17 protein-coding genes are annotated in these 18,937 nt (G+C 70.7%); 9 read left to right on the top strand and 8 right to left on the bottom strand.

Features of this window, described 5'->3' with window-relative positions:
• Nucleotides 1-10: 10 nt before the first annotated feature.
• Genes aspT through G401_RS0134460 form a run of 3 tightly spaced genes read right to left on the bottom strand, consistent with a single transcriptional unit; the run spans nt 11 to nt 3,619 of the window.
• Nucleotides 11-1,708, bottom strand: a complete 1,698-nt coding sequence (gene aspT / locus G401_RS0134470; RefSeq protein ID WP_027346076.1) for an aspartate-alanine antiporter — start codon at nt 1,706-1,708, stop codon at nt 11-13.
• Nucleotides 1,709-1,766: 58 nt separating this feature from the next.
• A complete protein-coding gene (gene bioD, locus G401_RS0134465) occupies nt 1,767-2,510 on the bottom strand; it encodes a dethiobiotin synthase (protein WP_027346075.1) in 744 nt (247 codons plus the stop codon).
• Nucleotides 2,498-3,619, bottom strand: coding sequence for an 8-amino-7-oxononanoate synthase (locus tag G401_RS0134460; RefSeq protein ID WP_027346074.1), 1,122 nt, complete (start codon nt 3,617-3,619; stop codon nt 2,498-2,500). Before G401_RS0134460 ends, bioD begins: the two co-directional genes overlap by 13 nt.
• 60 nt (nt 3,620-3,679) lie before the next feature.
• Between G401_RS0134460 and bioB the strand changes: the two genes are divergently transcribed.
• The 5 genes from bioB to G401_RS50395 all read left to right on the top strand — a co-directional run bounded on the left by bioB (nt 3,680) and on the right by G401_RS50395 (nt 8,708).
• A complete protein-coding gene (bioB, locus tag G401_RS0134455; protein WP_034593991.1) occupies nt 3,680-4,687 on the top strand; it encodes a biotin synthase BioB in 1,008 nt (335 codons plus the stop codon).
• Entirely contained in the window at nt 4,684-4,884 is a 201-nt protein-coding gene (bsaP, locus tag G401_RS0134450; RefSeq protein ID WP_027346072.1) for a biotin synthase auxiliary protein BsaP, read from the top strand. Before bioB ends, bsaP begins: the two co-directional genes overlap by 4 nt.
• Nucleotides 4,885-5,752: 868 nt before the next feature.
• Complete coding sequence (locus G401_RS0134445; RefSeq protein ID WP_027346071.1) at nt 5,753-6,601, top strand: sterol desaturase family protein; 849 nt, start codon at nt 5,753-5,755, stop codon at nt 6,599-6,601.
• Entirely contained in the window at nt 6,598-7,227 is a 630-nt protein-coding gene (locus G401_RS0134440; RefSeq protein WP_027346070.1) for a lysoplasmalogenase, read from the top strand. The genes G401_RS0134445 and G401_RS0134440 overlap by 4 nt, the downstream gene beginning before the upstream one ends.
• Before the next feature lie 122 nt (nt 7,228-7,349).
• Nucleotides 7,350-8,708, top strand: a complete 1,359-nt coding sequence (locus G401_RS50395; protein WP_064741924.1) for a nitric oxide synthase oxygenase — start codon at nt 7,350-7,352, stop codon at nt 8,706-8,708.
• 109 nt (nt 8,709-8,817) lie between these two features.
• Here G401_RS50395 and G401_RS0134430 read toward each other — a convergent pair whose 3' ends face one another.
• Nucleotides 8,818-9,450 (bottom strand): hypothetical protein, encoded by a 633-nt coding sequence (locus G401_RS0134430; RefSeq protein ID WP_027346069.1) that lies wholly within the window; start codon nt 9,448-9,450, stop codon nt 8,818-8,820.
• 107 nt (nt 9,451-9,557) lie between these two features.
• On the opposite strand from G401_RS0134430, the gene G401_RS50390 reads away from it, so the two are divergent.
• The 3 genes from G401_RS50390 to G401_RS0134415 are packed head-to-tail and all read left to right on the top strand — an operon-like array spanning nt 9,558 to nt 12,214.
• Entirely contained in the window at nt 9,558-10,232 is a 675-nt protein-coding gene (locus G401_RS50390) for a TMEM175 family protein (RefSeq protein ID WP_051367573.1), read from the top strand.
• Between the two features lie 15 nt (nt 10,233-10,247).
• Nucleotides 10,248-11,315 carry an SPFH domain-containing protein gene (locus tag G401_RS50385; RefSeq protein ID WP_051367571.1) on the top strand — a complete coding sequence of 356 codons (1,068 nt, stop codon included), beginning with the start codon at nt 10,248-10,250 and terminating at the stop codon, nt 11,313-11,315.
• A complete protein-coding gene (locus G401_RS0134415) occupies nt 11,312-12,214 on the top strand; it encodes a diacylglycerol kinase catalytic domain-containing protein (protein WP_027346068.1) in 903 nt (300 codons plus the stop codon). The genes G401_RS50385 and G401_RS0134415 overlap by 4 nt, the downstream gene beginning before the upstream one ends.
• Nucleotides 12,215-12,336: 122 nt before the next feature.
• Here G401_RS0134415 and G401_RS0134410 read toward each other — a convergent pair whose 3' ends face one another.
• Nucleotides 12,337-13,590: a glycosyltransferase gene (locus G401_RS0134410; protein WP_157546689.1), complete on the bottom strand. Its 1,254-nt coding sequence runs from the start codon at nt 13,588-13,590 to the stop codon at nt 12,337-12,339.
• 121 nt (nt 13,591-13,711) lie between these two features.
• Between G401_RS0134410 and G401_RS0134405 the strand changes: the two genes are divergently transcribed.
• Nucleotides 13,712-15,712: an SPFH domain-containing protein gene (locus G401_RS0134405; protein ID WP_027346066.1), complete on the top strand. Its 2,001-nt coding sequence runs from the start codon at nt 13,712-13,714 to the stop codon at nt 15,710-15,712.
• An 18-nt stretch (nt 15,713-15,730) separates the two neighbouring features.
• Here G401_RS0134405 and G401_RS0134400 read toward each other — a convergent pair whose 3' ends face one another.
• From G401_RS0134400 to G401_RS0134390, 3 genes are all read right to left on the bottom strand, one after another.
• A complete protein-coding gene (locus tag G401_RS0134400) occupies nt 15,731-16,753 on the bottom strand; it encodes a GNAT family N-acetyltransferase (protein WP_027346065.1) in 1,023 nt (340 codons plus the stop codon).
• 126 nt (nt 16,754-16,879) lie between these two features.
• Nucleotides 16,880-17,665 (bottom strand): ACT domain-containing protein, encoded by a 786-nt coding sequence (locus tag G401_RS0134395; protein WP_027346064.1) that lies wholly within the window; start codon nt 17,663-17,665, stop codon nt 16,880-16,882.
• Between the two features lie 242 nt (nt 17,666-17,907).
• Nucleotides 17,908-18,936 carry a LacI family DNA-binding transcriptional regulator gene (locus G401_RS0134390; RefSeq protein WP_027346063.1) on the bottom strand — a complete coding sequence of 343 codons (1,029 nt, stop codon included), beginning with the start codon at nt 18,934-18,936 and terminating at the stop codon, nt 17,908-17,910.
• Nucleotide 18,937: the final 1 nt, after the last annotated feature.

Here is an 18,937-nt window from a genome sequence, read left to right as displayed (position 1 = left end):
GAAGATCCGATCAGGACAAAAGGGCGACGATGACCGTGCCCCAGATGGTGAGCAGCGTGTTGCCGATCGCGTACGGGACCGTGTAGCCCAGCACCGGTACGCGGCTCTTGGCGGTGTCGCAGATCGCGCCGATCGACGCGGTGGTGGTGAACGCGCCGGCCGTCGAGCCCAGGTTGGTCGCGGTCGGCCACTTGTAGACGAGCTTGCCGAGGAACAGCGTCAGGAACATCGGCAGCAGGGTGACGACGAGGCCGGCGAAGAGCAGGCCGACGCCCTGGGACTTGACGCCGGAGATGAAGTTCGGGCCGGACTGGATGCCGACGATGCCCACGAACATGCACAGGCCGCCGGTGTCCATCAGCCACTCCGCCGCCGGCGGGAACCGCCCGAAGGTCGGGTACTTCGCGCGCAGCCAGCCGAAGACGAGCCCCATGATGAGGGCGCCGCCGCTGGTGGTGAGCCCGATCTGGGCACCCGCGATGGCGACCGTCGGTATGCCGATCAGCCCGCCGAGCACGATGCCCGCGCCGATGTAGGAGTAGTCCGTCTCGTCGCTGCTGCGGTTCGGCTTGCCCAGCGCCGGGATCGCCTTCTCCACCAGCTCCTTCGGGCCCTCGACGGTCAGCTCGTCGCCCCGGTGCAGCACGGTCGTGAGCCCGAAGGGGATCTCCACGCCGGCGCGTACGATCCGCTTCACGAAGAGGTTGCGGGCCAGCGCGTCCTCCGCGAGGTCGCCCAGCTTCCGGCCGACGAGCTCCTTGCGGGTCAGCACGATCGCCATCGTCTCGACGTCGTAGCCGAGCAGTTCCGCGTCGTCGATCTCCGTACCGACCGCGGTCATCTCGCCGTGGATGAAGTCGCTGTGGTTGGCGGTCACCGTGACGACGTCCCCGGCCCGCAGCACCGTGTCCGGCGTCGTGAACTCCAGCTCGTCGCCGCGCCGGTAGCGCTGCAGGTAGATGCGCCGGCCCCGGGAGGCGGCCAGCGCCTCCTCGGCCCGCACGCTCGTGCCGTCCAGCTCCGAGCCCGCCGTCACCTGGTACGTCCGCCGGACCACCTGCCGGTACGCGGGCTGGCTGTCCGGGTCGTGGAAGGTGCCGAGCTTCTTCTCCATCTCGGCGCACTCGCCCGCCAGATCCTTCGTGCCCAGCATCCGGGGTGCGAGCTGGGACAGGAAGTACGCCGCGGCGGCCGTGCCGAACAGGTAGCAGACCGCGTACCCGACCGGGATCTGGTCGATGAAGGTCTTCTTCTGGTCGTCGGGGATGCTGGTCGACCCGTTGATCGCGTCCGTGGCCACGCCGATGACCGCCGACTGGGTCAGGCCGCCCGCGAGCAGCCCGGCTCCCCAGCCCGGTCCGTAGCCCATGATCTTCGCCATCACGTACGCGACCAGCAGCCCGAACACGGCTCCGATGACCGCCACCACCAGCTGCGGTACGCCGTCCTTGCGCAGTGCCGCGAAGAACTGCGGCCCGACCCGGTAGCCCAGGGCGAACAGGAAGCCGATGAAGGCGACCGTCTTCACCAGGTCCGGAATCTGGATCTCCAGCTGCCCGACGAGGACGCCGGCGAGCAGCGTACCGGTGACCGATCCGAGGGTGACGCTCTTGATCCGCAGCTTGCCGATGAAGAAGCCCAGGGCCAGGGTCAGGAAGATCGCCAGCTCAGGGTGGGCCTGAAGCGAACTCTTGAACCAATGCCACATATCAGGCAGATTATGGCAATTCACGCCCTGAACCGGCGTTTTCGCCAAGAACCGCGGCTTACTCCTCGGGTTCGGCCAGCAGGCGGGGGTCGTCGCAGCTGCCGTAGAGGGTCTCGGTGAGCCAGCCCGGGGCGCTGCGCCGGAACACTCCCGGTTCCATCGTGCCCGCCCCCTCGGGCAGCAGCCCGTGCAGGTCCCCCGGCAGATCGTCGAGATTGGTCAGGTGCACCAGTTCCAGGTCGGCCGGCCACGCGCCCAGCACCACCAGCCCGGTGATCCCCCGGCGCTCCAGCGCTTCGAGGGTGAGCGCGGTGTGGTTGAGCGTGCCGAGGCCGGCGCGGGTGACCACCACGGCCGGGGCGCCCAGGCTCACGGCCAGGTCGCCGACGTTCCACGCCCCGCCGCCCGGCATCGCCGCGATGCGCGGGCCCATCGGGACCAGCAGGCCGCCGGCTCCCTCCACGAGCACCAGGTCGTACTCGGTCGCGACGTGCTTGACGGTGTCGACGACCGTGTAGAGGTCGAGCGCCGCCATCCCGGCGACCCGGGCGGCCGCGATCGGCGCCAGCGGATCCGGATAGGCGGCCAGCGTACGCGTCGACGCCGGCGCGGCCAGCCGGGCGATGACCTCTTCGTCGGTGACCTCGCCGTACGCGGGGTCGACGCCGGTCTGCCCCGGTTTGACGACGGCCACCCGCAGGCCGGCGGCGGTGGCGGAAGCCGCGATGGCCGCCGTCACGATGGTCTTGCCGACGCCGGTGTCCGTGCCGGTGATGAGAACGGGTCCCGTCAGGGCGTCCATGGTGCTGCCTCTACCACTTTCTCCAGCGCTTCCTCGAAGACCGCCCGCGGTACGCCGGCGTTGACCGTCAGCCGCAGCCGCGACACGTGGTCCGGAGTGGACGGTGGCCGGAAGCACCCTACCGCCACCCCGCGCTCGAAGCAGGCCTCGGCCCACTCGACGGCCAGCTCGGCCGACGGCGCCGCGACCGACAGCACCCCGCCGTCGGGCCGGCGAGCCGTCAGCCCGGCCGCGCTGAGCCTCGCATACCCGAGTCCGGCCCGCTCCCGCACCTCCGCCGCGAGTCCGGGCGACGTACGCGCGATCCGTGCGGCGGTGAGCGTACCGGCGGCGAGGGCCGGGGGCAGGGCGGTGTCGAAGATGAACGTGCGCCCGGTGTCGATCAGGTGCCGGACCAGCTCCGGCGGCCCGCCGACGACACCGCCGGCCCCGCCCAGCGACTTCGACAGGGTGGCCGTGACCACCACGTCGGGCTCGGCGGCGAAAGGGCGTACGGCGTCGACGACACCGAGCCCGTGCGCGTCGTCGACCAGCATGATCCCGCCGTGTTCCCGCGTAGCGGCGTGCAGGTCGGCCAGCGGCGCCAGATCGCCGTCCACCGAGAAGATCGACTCGGTCAGCACGAGGGCTCTCTTGCCTGCCTGCCCGGCCAGCAGCCGTCGCGCGTCCGCGGCGTCACCGTGCCGGAACATGACCGTCTCGACGCCGGCCAGGCGGCAGCCGTCGATCAGGCTCGCGTGCACGTACGCGTCCGCGACGATCACCGAGTTCGGACCGGTCAGCGCCTTCACCGCGCCCAGGTTGGCCAGGTAGCCGGACGAGTAGACGAGGGCCGTCGGCGTACCCGTCCAGTCGGCCAGCTCGGCTTCGAGCGCGGCGTGCAGATCGGTGGTTCCGCGTACCAGCCGCGATCCCGTGGCCCCCAGCCCGTACGCCGACAGCGCGGCAGCGGCCGCCGCCACGACCTCCGGATGCCGGGCCAGTCCGAGGTAGTCGTTACCGGCCAGGTCGACCAGGTCATCGGCCCGCGTACGCGTCCGCAGCCGCCGCCGCAGCCCGGCCCGCTCGCGCAGCTCCGCCTTCCGGGCGAGGGTGTCCAGCCAGCCCATCCCGCCACCCCCAGCTCATGATCAACGATGGTGTCCCACCGACCTTGTAGGGTACGCATCATGGCTACGGAGAACACCGACGTCCTCGACCGTGCCCGTGAACAGGTGCTCGAGCGCGGCATCGGCCTCGACGAGGCGGGCGTACTGGAGATCCTGCGACTGCCCGACGAGCGCGTCACGGAAGCGCTGGAGCTGGCCCACGAGGTGCGCATGCGCTGGTGCGGCCCGGAGGTCGAGGTCGAGGGCATCGTCTCGCTGAAGACCGGCGGCTGCCCCGAGGACTGCCACTTCTGCTCGCAGTCCGGCCTCTTCTCCTCCCCCGTACGCTCGGTCTGGCTGGACATCCCCTCGCTGGTCGAGGCGGCGAAGCAGACGGCCGCGACCGGAGCATCCGAGTTCTGCATCGTCGCCGCCGTCCGCGGCCCCGACGCCAAGCTGATGTCGCAGATGCGCGAGGGCGTCAAGGCGATCAAGGAAGCGGTCGACATCAACGTCGCCGCGAGCCTCGGCATGCTCAGCCAGGAGCAGGTCGACGAGCTGGTGGAGATGGGCGTCCACCGCTACAACCACAACCTCGAGACCTGCCGCACCTACTTCCCCAACGTGGTCACCACCCACTCGTGGGAGGAGCGCTGGGGCACGCTGAAGATGGTCCGCGACTCCGGCATGGAGGTCTGCTGCGGCGGCATCATCGGCATGGGCGAGACCCTGGAGCAGCGCGCGGAGTTCGCCGTCCAGCTCGCCGAGCTCGACCCGCACGAGGTCCCGCTCAACTTCCTCAACCCGCGCCCCGGCACGCCCTTCGGCGACCAGCCCACCATGGACCCCAAGGACGCCCTGCGCGCCATCGCCGCCTTCCGCCTGGCCCTCCCCAAGACCATCCTGCGGTACGCGGGCGGCCGCGAGATCACCCTCGGCGACCTGGGTACGCGGGACGGCCTGCTCGGCGGCGTCAACGCGGTCATCGTCGGCAACTACCTGACGACCCTCGGCCGGCCGGCGTCGGCCGATCTTCAGCTGCTGCAGGAGCTGAAGATGCCGGTCAAGGCGCTCTCGGCGACGCTGTGACCGACCCGGTGAGCCTCGCGGTCTGCCCCCGCTGCGGTCGGCCCCTCGACGGGCCGGCCGCCCACGACGCGTGCCGCGCGGCGCTGGAACTGGAGCCGCCCCGGTTCTGCGGCGACTGCGGCCGCCGGATGAAAGTCCAGGTCGTCCCGACCGGCTGGACCGCCACCTGCGTCGAACACGGAATTCAGACCTCCTAAATAAATTCAAGATCTTTTAAGCTCTTTTGTCCCGGGTTCGTCGATCTCACTTCCGCCCCTCCCGCGGGAGACCGTTGCGCCCCTGTCGCTGCGCTCCGGGGACTCCACTGCCAGCTTTCTGGGGCGACGCATCGTCCACCGTCGTCCGGTCACCGTCCAACGCCACCCCCGCCCAGCCCTTGTCCTGACTGTCCGGCTTGCGGCGGTCGCGGTCGACGATCTTGAGGATCGGGGTCACCATCCGCCCTGGCCGGTTCTGGCTTTGTCGCGACTGTCCGATATGGGTGCGGGGCGGCGGTCGGTGGGGTGATCGTTTACGGCTGTGGTGTGGAAACGGCCACCCGATGCATGATCGTTTACGGTTCTGGAGCGCGCTGACCGGGTCCTGCTACACCTGACGCGTAATTGATCATGCAGATCGGGCCGGATTTACACCCCAGCCGCAAACGATCAAGGAGCCAGTGCGCCGTGCCCGCCTGGCGGAAGATCGTTCCCGCATCACGGACTATGGCTCTCAGCGGGACGGCGTGGACGTGATCCACAACGGCTGAGACGTCAAAACGCACCCCATCTCCAAGATCCACGGCGGTCGGGATGCAGGAAAACAGCCTCTACCCACATCCCAACCGCAATGGATCGAGAGGATGGACCCGGAAACTACATCCCCACCGCGAACGATCACCGACCAGCCGATCCACCCAGCCGCCACATCAGACAGTCGCGACAAAGGCCGGGCAGGGGTTGGGGGTAAACGGTCTCCCGCGCGAGGAGCGGACGTGAGATCGACAAACCCGGGACAAAATCTTATAAAAGATCTTGAACTTGAAGCCTCTTCCTAACGCGAAAAGTACTCGCTAGTATCCCGCGCATGCCCGCGCTGCCCAACGTCGTGCTGTGGTCCGTCCCGGCGTTCATCCTGCTCACCCTGCTGGAGGCGATCTCCTACCGGCTCCATCCGGACGAGGACGAGGTCGGCTACGGCGCCAAGGACACCGCCACGAGCCTGTCCATGGGCCTGGGCAGCCTCTTCTTCGACACGCTCTGGGGCATCATCCCGGCCCTCGTGTACTCGGCGATCTACACGGTCACGCCGGTACGCGTACCGATCGAGTGGCAGTGGATCCTGCTGTGCCTGCTGGCCCAGGACTTCTTCTACTACTGGTCGCACCGGGGCCACCACAACATCCGGCTGCTGTGGGCGTCGCACGTCGTGCACCACTCCAGCCGGCGGTTCAACCTGTCGACCGCCCTCCGGCAGCCGTGGACCGGCTTCACGAGCTGGCTGTTCTACCTGCCGATGATCGCGCTCGGCGTACACCCGGCGGTGCTGGCGTTCTGCAGTTCGGTGAACCTGGTGTACCAGTTCTGGATCCACACCGAGCGCATCGACAGGCTGCCCCGGCCGTTCGAGTTCATGCTGAACACGCCGTCGCACCACCGCGTACACCATGCTTCGCAGGGCGGGTACCTGGACCGCAACTTCGGCGGCATCCTGATCGTCTGGGACCGGCTCTTCGGCTCGTTCGCCCCGGAGACCGAGCGGCCCGTCTACGGCCTGACCAAGAACATCGACACCTTCAACCCGCTGCGCGTGGCCCTGCACGAGTACGCGTCCATCGGCCGTGACCTGAAGGCCGCCACGACCTGGCGTGAGCGCCTCGGCCGTGTCTTCGGCGGCCCGGGCTGGCAGCCGTCCCGCTCGGAGGGAGACGCATGATCCTCGTCGCGTACGCCATGGTGGGTCTGGCTCATCTGGTCTCGCTCGAAACGGGGCCGCACTGGCTGGAGCAGCTGACGAAGTGGGTGCTGGTGCCCACGCTGGCGCTGTGGGTGGCGACGCGGCGGGGGCCGAAGCCGATCGTCGCGGCGCTGCTGTTCGGCGCGGCGGGCGACATCACGCTGGGCTTCGACGGCTGGTTCATCGTCGGCATGGGGTGCTTCGCGGTCGGGCACGCCTGCTACGTGACGTACTTCGTGCGCAACGGCGCCTTCGCGGGCCTGCGCAGGCGGCCGTGGATCCCGGCGGCCTACCTGGTCGTGTGGCTGCTGCTGATCGTGTGGCTGTGGCCGGGGCTGGACGCGGGTCTGCGCGTCCCGGTGGCGGCCTACTCTCTGCTGCTGATCGCCACCGGCGCGACGTCGGCCGGCTACGGCCTGCGTACGGGCCTCGGCGGGCTGCTGTTCGTCGTGTCCGACGCGATCCTCGCGATGGGACTGGCCGACCGGCCGCAGCTGTGGCCGTCGGACATCTGGGTGATGACCACCTACATCCTGGCCCAGTTCCTGCTCGCGACCGGTGTCGTGTACGCGCTGCGCCCGGCGGTGCGGGAGGCCGTCGCCTAGACGGACGGTCACCGGGAAGGGCTCCCCCGTCCGAGCGGCATCGACATTCGGTCATGTGTGGCCCACGCGTGTCGCACATTATGTCCGACACGCCGCATCAAGCCACACCAATAACTGACGGAATGAACCCGCCCCCCGGCTATCGTGATGCGCCCCTCAGCCAGTTCCACAACGAGCCCACCGATCCCGACGAGGCAGCGGACTTCCTGCAACGGGTGTACGCCGAGAACCCCAAGCTCGGCGGGGACGCCCAGGCGGCACACCGGATCGAGCAGGTACGCGAGCAGATCGCCGCCCTCGGCACGTACGCGCACACCCGCGCGGAACTGGCGCACGGTGCCCGGATGGCGTGGCGCAACGCGAGCCGGTGCATCGGCCGGCTCTACTGGAACAGTCTGGTCGTCCGCGACCTGCGCGGGGTCACCACCGTCGAGGCCACCGCCGAGCACCTCGTCGAGCACCTGCTGATGGCTTCCGGCCGGGGCGTGAACCGGGGCCGCCTGCGGCCGGTCATCTCGATCTTCCCGCAGGCCGTGCCGGGGCGGCCGCGTACCGTGCTGTGGAACGAGCAGCTCATCCGGTACGCCGGCTACCGCGACGGGCTCGGCGACCAGGCGTACGTGGAGTTCACCGAGGCGGTGTCGGAGCTCGGCTGGCGGGGCAAGCACAGCTCGTTCGACATCCTGCCGCTCGTCCTGCAGGAACCCGGGCAGGAACCCCACCTCGTCGACCTGCCCGAGGACGCCGTCCTCGAAGTGCCGCTCAGCCACCCCGACCTGCCGTGGTTCGCCGAGCTGGGGCTGCGGTGGCACGGCGTACCGGCGATCTCCAACATGCGGCTGACCATCGGCGGCGTGCACTATCCGCTCGCCCCGTTCTCGGGCTGGTACATGGGTACCGAGATCGGCGCGCGCAACCTCGCCGACGCCGACCGCTACGACCAGCTGCCGGTCATCGCCGCCCGGCTCGGCCTCGACACCGGCCGCGAGACGACCCTCTGGCGGGACCGGGCGCTGGTCGAGCTCAACCGCGCGGTCCTCTGGTCGTTCGAGCAGGCCGGCGTGAAGATCGCCGACCACCACACCGAGTCCCGGCACTTCCTGACGCACATCGAACGCGAGGAACGGTCGGGGCGTACCGTCCCCGGGGACTGGACCTGGCTCGTGCCGCCGATGTCGGGCTCGATCTCGCCGGTCTTCCACCGGTACTACCCCGAAGCGGACCAGCGCCCCAACTTCTACCTCGACGAGACAGCCCGCGACCTGGGCCGTTGTCCGTTCCACGCGTCGGCGACGGCACCGGTCCCGACGCCGGCCATCCCCGCCCAGCGCCGGGCAGCACCGATCGTCCGGCCGCCGGTCCCCGGCCTGTCCGAGCCGACCGGAGAACTGCCGGTGATCACCCCCGAACGGCTGCAACTCGGCGGCCCGGAATCCGGCCCCGTCCGCAAGGGCTGGCTCCTGGGGTCCCGCAAGAACTGATCTCCGCTCCCGACGATCTTGCACGAATGTCTCAAAATTCGTCCGGAATGCCCGACAGGCCCGAACATTCGCGCAAGATCGCCGGAAGAGGGGGAGAGGAGAGAAGGAGCTACAGGCCCGCGACCTTGTCCTTCGCCTGCTGTACGCGGCTGATCAGGTCGTGCACGGGCTTGGTTCCACTGCCGACGATCAGGCCGGTGATCAGCGCGTCCAGCCACTGCGGGATCACGTTCCAGTCCGGATTCGACGCGATCATGTGGAGCATGTAGAACCCGCTGCCCGCCGAGAACAGCGTGGCCAGCGCGGTCGCGATGCCCCAGGCGATGACGCCCTTGTCCGCCTTGGCCTGCTCGGCCCCGGCCTTGGCGTCCGCGGCGCTGACGACGCTGCCGACGCCGTTCTCCATCGCGGCGATCGCCCAGTCCAGTTTCTGCTGCGCGGTCTTGCCGGGCAGCCAGCGGGTGAAGGGCTCCATGACCCGCTCGACCGCGGCGGTGAAGACGACCAGGGCGGCGAAGATGGATCCTTCGCTGGTCGCGCGGAAGGTGTTGGCGTGCATGCCGTTCCAGATCAGGTACCCCCCGAGCAGGCCGGCCGCGACGAAGCCGACGCCGATCGCCACGGCCCACAGGTGGGCGGGCTTGGTCGGCGCCGCCGCGGTGTCCGACGCCGCCGGTGTCGCGGGTGCTGCCGCTGCTGTCTGATGTGGTACGACGTTGCCCGTACGCCTGACGACCGCCATGGAGTCTCCCTGAGCCTGACCGCCCGGCCGGGCGGAACCGGGGGCGAGCGTAGACGGCGGGCGACCGGCGAGTCCCACAACTGTCGGGCGTATTGCAGAATGACGCCGTGACGACGACCGCCGAAACGACCGCCGACCTCGACGAGCCGGGCCACAGCCTCGAACGGACCATCTACTTCTCCGACGCCGTGATCGCGATCGCGCTGACGCTGCTGGCGCTGGAGCTGCCGGTGCCCGAGGGCCTCGGCAAGAGCACCCATGAGGTGTGGGTGGAGTTCCTGGCGGGAGGAGACGAGTACCGGTCCTTCGCCATCAGCTTCGCCGTGATCTCGTTCTTCTGGTGGGAGCACCACCGGTTCTTCCAGCGCATCAACGTGCTCAGCGGCCGGCTCGTCTTCCTCAACATGGTGAGCCTGTTCGCGATCGTGGTCGTGCCGTTCGGAACGCGGCTGCTCAGCGTCGACAACGGCGGCCCGCTCGGCCCGGTCTTCTACGCGAGCGCGATGATCCTCTGGTCGCTGGCCCTCATCCTCATGGTGATCACCGCCAACCGGCAGAAGCTGTGGCGCAAGGGTACGCCGGCGCACGTCAGCCACAACATGATCGTCGGCGCCGGGGTGGCCGCGTTCGTCTTCGCGCTGTCCATCCCGATCGCCTTCGCGAAGCCGGACTACGCCGAGTTCTCCTGGCTGCTCATCATCGTGTTCTCCCGGCTCGCCGGAATGCTGTCCCGCCGTACCGCGAAGACTCCCGGGGACGCGAAGACCCCCCATAGAGCGTAGGAAAGGACTCCCCCCATGGCCGACATCTCCCGTCGGTTCTTCCTTCGGCACCTGCGCAGCACCCCCACCACCTGGATCAGGCACCACGCCAAGGGCCGGGTCAAGCGCGAGGGCGTCGGCCTGTCCTTCTGGTACCGGCCGCTGACCGCCGTGCTCAGCGAGGTCCCCGTCGACGACCGCGAGCTGCCGCTGCTGTTCCACGCGCGGTCGGCCGACTTCAGCGACATCACCGTCCAGGCGACGGTCACTTATCGCGTCGCCGACCCCGCGGCCGCCGCTTCGCGCCTCGACTTCTCCATCAACCCGGCCACCGGCGCCGCGGCCGCCCGCCCGCTCGACCAGGTGGCCACGCTGCTCGCGGAGCTCGCCCAGCAGCCCGCACTCGACCTGCTGGCCCGCCTCCCGCTCGCCGAGGCCCTCACCGCGGGGATCTCGCCGGTGCGCGAGGCCGTCTCCGCCGCGCTCGCCGAGGACGCCCGGCTCTCCGATCTCGGCGTACGCGTCGTCAGCGCGCGCGTGGTCGCCATCCGGCCCGAGCCGGAGCTGGAGCGGGCCCTGCAGACGCCGACCCGGGAGACGGTCCAGGCGGACGCCGACCGGGCCACGTACGCCCGCCGCGCCCAGGCGGTCGAGCAGGAGCGGGCGATCGCCGAGAACGAGCTGCAGAACAAGATCGAGCTCGCCCGGCGAGAGCAGCAGCTGGTCGAGCAGCACGGCGCCAACGCCCGGCGGCAGGCCGAACTGGACGCGGCCGCGCAGCTCGCCGAGGCGCAGGGCCAGTCCGAACGGGAGAAGCTGGCCACGGCCGGGCAGGCCGAACGCGAGAAGGTGCTCGCCGACGCCCGGGCCGCCGCCGTCCGCGCGCTCGGCCTCGCCGAAGCCGAGAAGGAGGCGGCGCGGCTCGCGGCGTACCGGGACCTGCCGGATGCCGTCCTGCAGTCCGTGACCGTGCGCGAGTTCGCCGGGAAGCTGCCCGACATCAAGGCCCTCACGATCACCCCGGACGTCGTCACCGATCTCCTGCAGCGGCTGGCCCCGGGCGGTGGCGAGGTGCCCGCGCAACGGCGTACGAAGAACACATGAGCAGCTCGCTCGCGCCGCGGGTGGTGATCGTGTCGCGCCACAGCGAGCTGGAGGAGCTCCTCGACCGCCACGGTACGCGCGCCGCCGCCGGCTACTTCCTCAAGCAGCGCAAGCGCAGCCTCGACGAGGTGCAGGTGCGGCACGACGCGCTGGAGGCGGCGCTGATCTCGGTCAGCGCCGCCATTCCGGCCTCGTGGCGGCGGGGTTCGGTCAGCCGGGCGGACCTGTCCCGGTTCCTGTTCGGGCCCGAGGACATCGTGGTCGCCGTCGGCCCCGACGGGCTGGTCGCCAACGTCGCCAAGTACCTGTCCGGCCAGCCGGTCCTCGGGGTAGATCCGGAGCCGGGGCGCAACGCCGGCGTACTCGTGCCGTTGCGGGCCGGGCAGGTCGCGGGGCTGCTGCCGGCGGTGCAGGCGGGGCGGGCGGCGGTGCAGCGGCGGACGATGGCGATGGCGACCCTCGACGACGGCCAGCGGATCACCGGGCTCAACGAGATCTTCTTCGGCCACACCAGCCACCAGTCCGCCCGGTACGCCCTGTCCACACCGGACGGACGCCGGGAGCGGCAGTCGTCGTCCGGGGTGATCGCCGGGACGGGTACGGGCGCGACCGGCTGGTGCGCGTCCATCGCCCGCGAGCGGGCCAGTTCGCCCGCGCTGCCCGCGCCCGAGCAGGCCGAGCTCGCCTGGTTCGTCCGCGAGGCCTGGCCCTCCCCCGCGACCGGCGTCACGCTGACCGCCGGGCTGGTCGAGAGCGGCCGGCGGCTGGAACTGACGAGCGAGGGCGAGCAGCTGGTCTGCTTCGCGGACGGCATCGAGGACGACCGGCTGACCCTGGCCTTCGGCCAGCGCGTCGCGATCGAGGTCGCCCCCACCCACCTCTCCCTCGTCACCGCCTGACCGCTACCCCGCGGGTCCCGCCCCCAAGATCCCGTTTGGATCAGGGAAATCACCCGAATCTTGGGCCAAGATTACGTGCGAAAACCTGATCCAAACCGGATCTTGGCGGCCATGATAGACACTCATCGTGACGCTGCGAAGGCGTAGACGTCACGCATCGTGGCGGCGTACCGGGCGGGGGTGTGGTGCATCGCGCGCTCCCGGGCCCGCGCCCCGGCCGCCTTGGCCGTCCCCGGGCTCGTGAGCAGCGCGGTCAGCATCTCCGCGTACGCGTCGGGGAGCGGCGGGGCCAGCAGAGCCGTCTCGCCGAGCACTCCGGTCCGGTGCAGCTGTGGATCGCAGAGCAGCGACGGTACGCCGGCCAGCGCCGCCTCCTGCAGCACGAGTCCCTGGGTGTCGGTGAGGGACGGGAAGGCGAACACGCGCGCGCAGGCGTACGCGGCCGCGACCTCCTCCGGCGGCAGCTGACCGGTGATCACCACGCGGGACTCCACTCCGGCCGCGGCGAGCAGGCGGCGTACCCAGCGGGGTTCGTAGACCGCTCCGATCAGGAGCAGCCGGGCCGCCGGCACCCGTGCGGCGACCCGGGCGAACGCGGAGATCAGCAGGTCGACGCCCTTCTCCCGGTTGACCCGGCCGACGAACAGGGCCACGGCGTCGTCCTCGCGCAGGCCCCAGCGCGTACGGAAGGCGGCGACCTCCGCGGGGGTGACCGGACGCGCGGCGACCCCGGCGGGGACGAGGAAGATCCGTTCGGCGGGGACGGGCAGGTGGGCCCGTTCGAGCACCGCCGGCGTCGGGACGATCACGGCATCCGCCCGGCCCAGCAGCAGCTTGTGCAGACCGTCCAGCGCCCGGTGCCGGCGGCTGATCTCGCCCGCCTGGCCGCACCGGCCCGGCGCGCCGAGATGCCGGGCGTAGTACTGCAGGCCGAGTTCCAGAGCCCTGGCCGGCACCCGGTACGCCTCGGCGTACGCGTACAGGTCGGTGTGATAGCTGTGCACCAGCGGTACGCCGAGCCGGCGCGCGACGATCGTGCCGAGCAGGCCCATGGGCCCGGGCGTGTGGACGTGGATGAGGTCGGGTCGCCGGTGGGCGACACGTTCGAGGGCGGCGGCGGTGGGCCAGCCGCCGAGCCGCAGATCGGCCACGCCGCACGGCACCGAGCGGAGCGTGAGCAGGTCGGTGGACGGCGGCTGCTCCCGGTGGCGCGGGGCGACGGTGACCGTGGCGCACCCGTCGGCGTCCAGTTCCCGGCACAACGTCCGCAGCGACGTCACCACCCCGTCGCGCCGCGGCAGATAGGTGTCGGTGAAATGCGCGACACGCTGTACGCGCTGCTCGGCGCGGGTCGGTGGGCTGATCGCCTGCGTCATGGCGCTGTTGGTACGGCACCCGGCGGACACATCGATGGCGGTCAGATGTGCTGGCGGCGAACATCCGCTTGCGGACAGGGTCTAGCGTCTTGATCGACCCTTCTCGTGGCTGGAGGCCACATTGGAGAACATCGCTTTCGGGGGCGTCGCCGTCATCGTGGCGCTAGGCGTACTCCTGATCTTCCTGCTTCTCGTCGCCAAGTCCTGGCACCGGATCGGCCCGACCCAGGTCGGACTGGTGACGAAGAAGTTCGGGCGCAAGCTGCCCGACGACAACCCGATCGCGTTCCGCGGCGAGGCCGGCCACCAGGCCGACCTGCTGATGCCCGGCGCGCGGTTCAAGCTGTGGCCGGTCTACTCGGTCACGAAGTACCCGTGGGTGCAGATCCAGGCCGGCGAGATCGGCGTGGTCATCTCCCAGGTGGGCCGCCCGCTGCCGATCGGCGCCAAGAGCGCCTTCTACCACCCGTCCTTCGGGAACTTCTCGGACCTGCGGGGCTTCATCGGCAACGCGGGCGAGAAGGGCGTACAGCGGCCCGTGCTGCCGCCCGGCACGCTGATGCCGATCCACCCGGTCGGCTTCCTCGTGCTCACCGCGCGCCGCGTGTTCGGCCTGCCCGTGGCGCCCGAGTTCGCCACCCTCGCGCACGACAACAAGCTCACGCCCGCGGCCTTCAAGCTGCGCCCGGAGCACCTCGAGGTCACCGTCATCGCGCCGCAGGGCAACGTCGACATGGTCGGCCTCGTGACCGCCCTGGAGGGCGAGCCGCTCGACTCCGGCGACCTGGCCAGCCGCCTCGGCGGCTTCGACGACGTCACCCAGCTGGAGACCCTGCCCGCGACCCAGGACGCCGAGATCATCGATCTCCTGCTCGGCTCCAAGAACGAGCTGCACAACAACTACCAGGACTTCCAGGCCTTCCTGGACAAGGGCGGCCGCATCGGCCTGCAGCACGACCCCCTGCTCTACGGGGCCTACCTGCTCAACCCTTTCCTGGTACGCGTAGAGCTCGTCGCGATGCTCGTGGTGAACCAGGGCGAGGTGGCGGTGATCAAGTCCTTCGTGGGCCTGCCGACGCTGGACACGTCCGGCGTGGAGTTCAAATTCGGCAGCATCGTCCGGCCGGGACACCGGGGCATCTGGCAGGAGCCCCTGCGCACCGGCAAGTACGCGATCAACCCCCGGATCTATTCAGCGGAGTTGGTCCCGACCTTCATCCTGACGTTGAACTGGGCCAACGCCAGTTCGCAGGCGCACGACCTGGACGCCCGGCTGGAGCCGATCGTGGGCAAGAGCCGGGAGGGCTTCGTCTTCACGATCGACCTCCAGGTGCAGATCCACGTCCCCGATCAGCGGGCGCCGAAGGTGATCTCGATGGTCGGCACGATGAAGAACCTCGTGAACGAGGTGCTCCAGTCCGCCGTCGGCAACCACTTCCGCAACACCCTGCAGCAGCTCGAAGCGGTCAAGTTCATCGAGACCCGCATGGAGGTGCAGCAGAGCGCGCACGGCGTGGTCACCCGCTACCTGGCCGGGTACGAGATCGAGACGAAGGGCGTCTACATCCAGGACGTCACCTTCCCGCCGGAGCTGGTCGAGGTGCTGACCCGGCGCGAGATCGCCAACCAGGAACGCGCCACGTACAAGGAGCAGCAGCTCGCCCAGACCGCCCGCGTCGAGATGGAGAAGGCCCGCGGTACCGCCGACATGCAGGCGGAACTCGCGGCCGCCCAGGTCTCCGTCGAGATCAACGGCAACCGGGCGAAGGCCCGCGAGGCGCAGGCCGGCGGTGACGCGGCGTACACGCGGCTCACCGGTCAGGCCGACGCGGACAAGATCCAGGCGATCGGTCTCGCCGAGGCGAAGGCGGTCGAGGCCATGGGGGTCGCCCGGGCGACCGGCTTCGAGGCCCAGACCAGCGCGATCGGCGAGATGCCGACGGCCCTCGTGGCGGTGGCCGGTGCGATCGCCGAAGGCAACATCAACATCGTGCCGGAGGTCCTCGTCACCGGCGGATCCAGCCTCGACGGGCTGGCCGCGGTGATCATGCGGGCCCTCGGCGAGGGCAAGCTCTCCCTGCCGTCGCAGGCGAAGTCCTCCGAGGACGAGCCCGCCCGGTAACGCGTGACGGCCGGGGCGTCAGGCAGGTTGCCGCGCCCCGGCCAGCGCGAGCGTCGCGGTGACGATCGAACCGTCCCGGTCGTACGCGACCGGCTCCCCCAACCGCCGCACGGTACGCAGCATCGCCGCGTTGTCGGCATGGGTGTGCAGCTCGATCGCCACGATGTCGGCCGGGCGGGCGAGCGCCACGAGCCGGCGCAGCAGGGCCGTTCCGAGACCGCGCCCCTGCCAGCCGTCCTGCACGAGCAGGGCCGCCTCGGCCAGGTCGCCCTCGCCGAGCAGGTTCGCGAACGCGACCACGCGGCCGTCGGGCGTACCGGCGACGAGGGAGCAGCCGCGGCGGGGCTCGACGAGCCGGGCGACCTGCTCCGCCGTCGGACCACGGGTCCCGGTCAGGTACCGCCGGTAGAGGCTCTCCGCCGAGCACCGGCCGTGCATGGCGACGATCTCCTCCACATCGGACGAATGCGCCACGCGTACGCTGAGCTCCGATCCGTCCGGCAGGAGCAGGCTGGCCTGCACGAGCTGGGCCGCCGTGGCCTGGGCCGCGATCTCGGCCAGGGCCTGCGCCCGGGCGTACTCGGCGGGGGTGAACGCGGGGTGGCGCCGGTTGAGGACCAGCATCCCGCCGGCGGGGTCGGTGACCGCCAGCTCGTCGGGCAGGAAGTGCACGGCGCCGCGGGCCGGCCGCCAGGAGACCTCGCAGTCGAGCAGGGCCTTGAGCACGTCGCCAAGCCCTTCCGGGTTGGACACCAGCCGCAGCGCGTGCCCGAGGGCCTGCGTCGGCGGATCCACCAGCCCGTGCGCGTCGGCGCGGCCGATCCAGGCGTCGCGGCCCCGGCCCTTCTCGACGGCGGCCATCAGGTCGGCCTCGCTGAGCCCGGCCGGCGCGTCGACCAGGAAGTCGTCGACCGCGCCCGCCTCGGTGGTGTGCACCTGGACGGAGAGGATGTTCACCGAGCGCAGTGCGAGGCTCGCCGCCAGCACCGCCAGATAGCCGGGCCGGTCGTCCACCGTCGCCCGTACGCGCCACAACGACATGTCTGCCCCCTGCCGAACGATCGGGATATCGGCTCCGCTGCCTCCTCCTGAGCCTGATCCTCCGCCATTACACGGCGGTTACCAGGGGAAATCGTCCGGATTCTGTGGTCGGGATCACGATCAAGGTCAGCTCAGCGGAGCCGGCGTCCGGACCGGCGGCGCGCTCACCAGGTCCAGGCGGTCGCCCAGCACCAGAGCGGCCGCGCGGACGAGCTGGGCCAGGCGGTCCACCTCGGAGGTGTGGAAGGCGGCGGCCGGCGGGTGCGGCAGGTCGTCGACCGGTACGCCGAAGAACGGCTCCGGCTCGGCCGGCAACGTGTTGATCTCCCCGCCCCGGGCCGTGACGAGCACCAGTCCGGCCCGGCCGAAGGGCGCGACCGCGTACCGGGTGCCGTCGGGGCCGCTGAGCGCCCGCGCCCGCAACGGGGTCACGGCCGGCAGTTTCGGGGACTCCGGCGCCCGCCAGCTCGCGTGGACGACGGCGGGCTCGGCCGCCTCGATCCGGCGTCCGCCGGCGCTGCGCAGCGCCCAGTCGGCCGGCACGACCAGGACGGCGGCCCACTCGGCGGCCAGCAGCCCGGGAACGGCGTCGACCAGGGTGGCGAGGCCGTCGTTCGGGTGCACGGCGACCTGGGCCAGCAGCTCGGCGTCGTTGCCGCCGTGCACGGGAGCGCCGATCGCCTGCCAGACCCCGTCGACGCGGACCCCGGGCATCGCACCGAGACCGGACATCAGGCGGCGTACGCTCGCCCCGCTCGGCCACACGACGGTGAAGTCGTCCACGGCCCGGCCGACGGCCCGTTCGAGCACGACGACCTGGACGATGTCGGCCCCGGCGACGCCGAGGGTACGCGCGACCTGACCGAGCGACCCCGGTCGATCAGGCAGCGCGACCCTGATGCGCAACAGCATGGACGCCTCCCCATGTGCGAAGTGTTCCGCAGAAGAATGACGTCCAGAATGCCCCATTGGCGTTACGCGCCGATTGCCTGCCCATCACGGCGACAAATCCACCCAAGATCCGCCCCCCAGGATCCCGTTTGGGTCAGGGAAATCACCCGAATCTTGGACCAAGATTACGTGCGGATCCCTGATCCAAACGGGATCTTGGGGCGGATCTTGGGCGAGGGTCGGGGCGAGAGTGAGGGCGCGGGTCAGGCGCTGGCGCGGTGGACGAGGTGGGTGTCGAGCAGCACCGTCTTCGGCGGCTGCTCGCCCCGGATGAGGTCGACCAGCATCCGGGCCATCTGCCGGCCCATCTCCTCCACCGGCTGGAAGACGCTGGTCAGCTGCGGATCCGTCTGGCGGGCCACGACGGAGTCCTCGAAGCCGACGATGGCCACGTCCCGGGGCACCACCCGGCCGGCCTCGCGCAGCGCCCGCAGGGCACCGGCGGCCATGACGTCCGAGGCGGCGAAGACCGCGTCGATCCCCGGTACGCGTTCCAGCAGCGCCTGCATCTCCGCGTACCCGGAGGCCTCGGAGAAGTCACCGCGGGCGATGAGCTCGTCGCGGACCGGGAGTTTCGCGTTGTGCAGGGCCTGCTCGTAGCCGGCGAGGCGGTCGACGCCGGGGGCGAGGTCGGGCGGACCGGCGATGGTGGCGATCGTGCGGCGGCCCGAGGAGATCAGGTGCTCGGTGGCGATCCGGCCGCCGCCGACGTTGTCGACGTCGACGAAGTAGCCCTCGCCGTCGGCCGGCCGCGGCGAGATCACGGTCGGCAGGCCGCGCGATTCGAGCATGTTCGGCAGCGGATCGGCGTAGTGCAGCGACAGCAGCAGTACGCCGTCCACGTGCTGGTCGGTCAGGTGCTGCTCGACCCGGTGCCGCTCGGCCGGCGACTGCGCCATGGCCAGCCAGAGCTGCAGCTGGGTGTCGGACAGGGCGTTGGAGATGCCGCGCAGGATGGCCGCGAAGAACGGCTCGGCGAACAGCCGCTCACCGGACTCGGAGACCACCAGCGCGACCGAATCCGTACGCTGTGTGACCAGGGCCCGCGCGGCCCGGTTCGGCACGTAACCCAGTTCCTCGATCGCCTTCTCCACGACAGCCCGGGCTTCCGGGCTGACCTGTGGGGAACCGTTGACGACGCGGGACACCGTTCCACGGCCGACGCCCGCATGGGCGGCGACCTGGTCCAGCGTGGGTCGCCCGGCCGACCGGGCGCGCGGGGTGGCTGCCATA

The organism is Hamadaea tsunoensis DSM 44101 (assembly GCF_000428945.1).
GTDB lineage: Bacteria > Actinomycetota > Actinomycetes > Mycobacteriales > Micromonosporaceae > Hamadaea > Hamadaea tsunoensis.
This window is presented reverse-complemented; position numbering and strand designations above follow the sequence as displayed.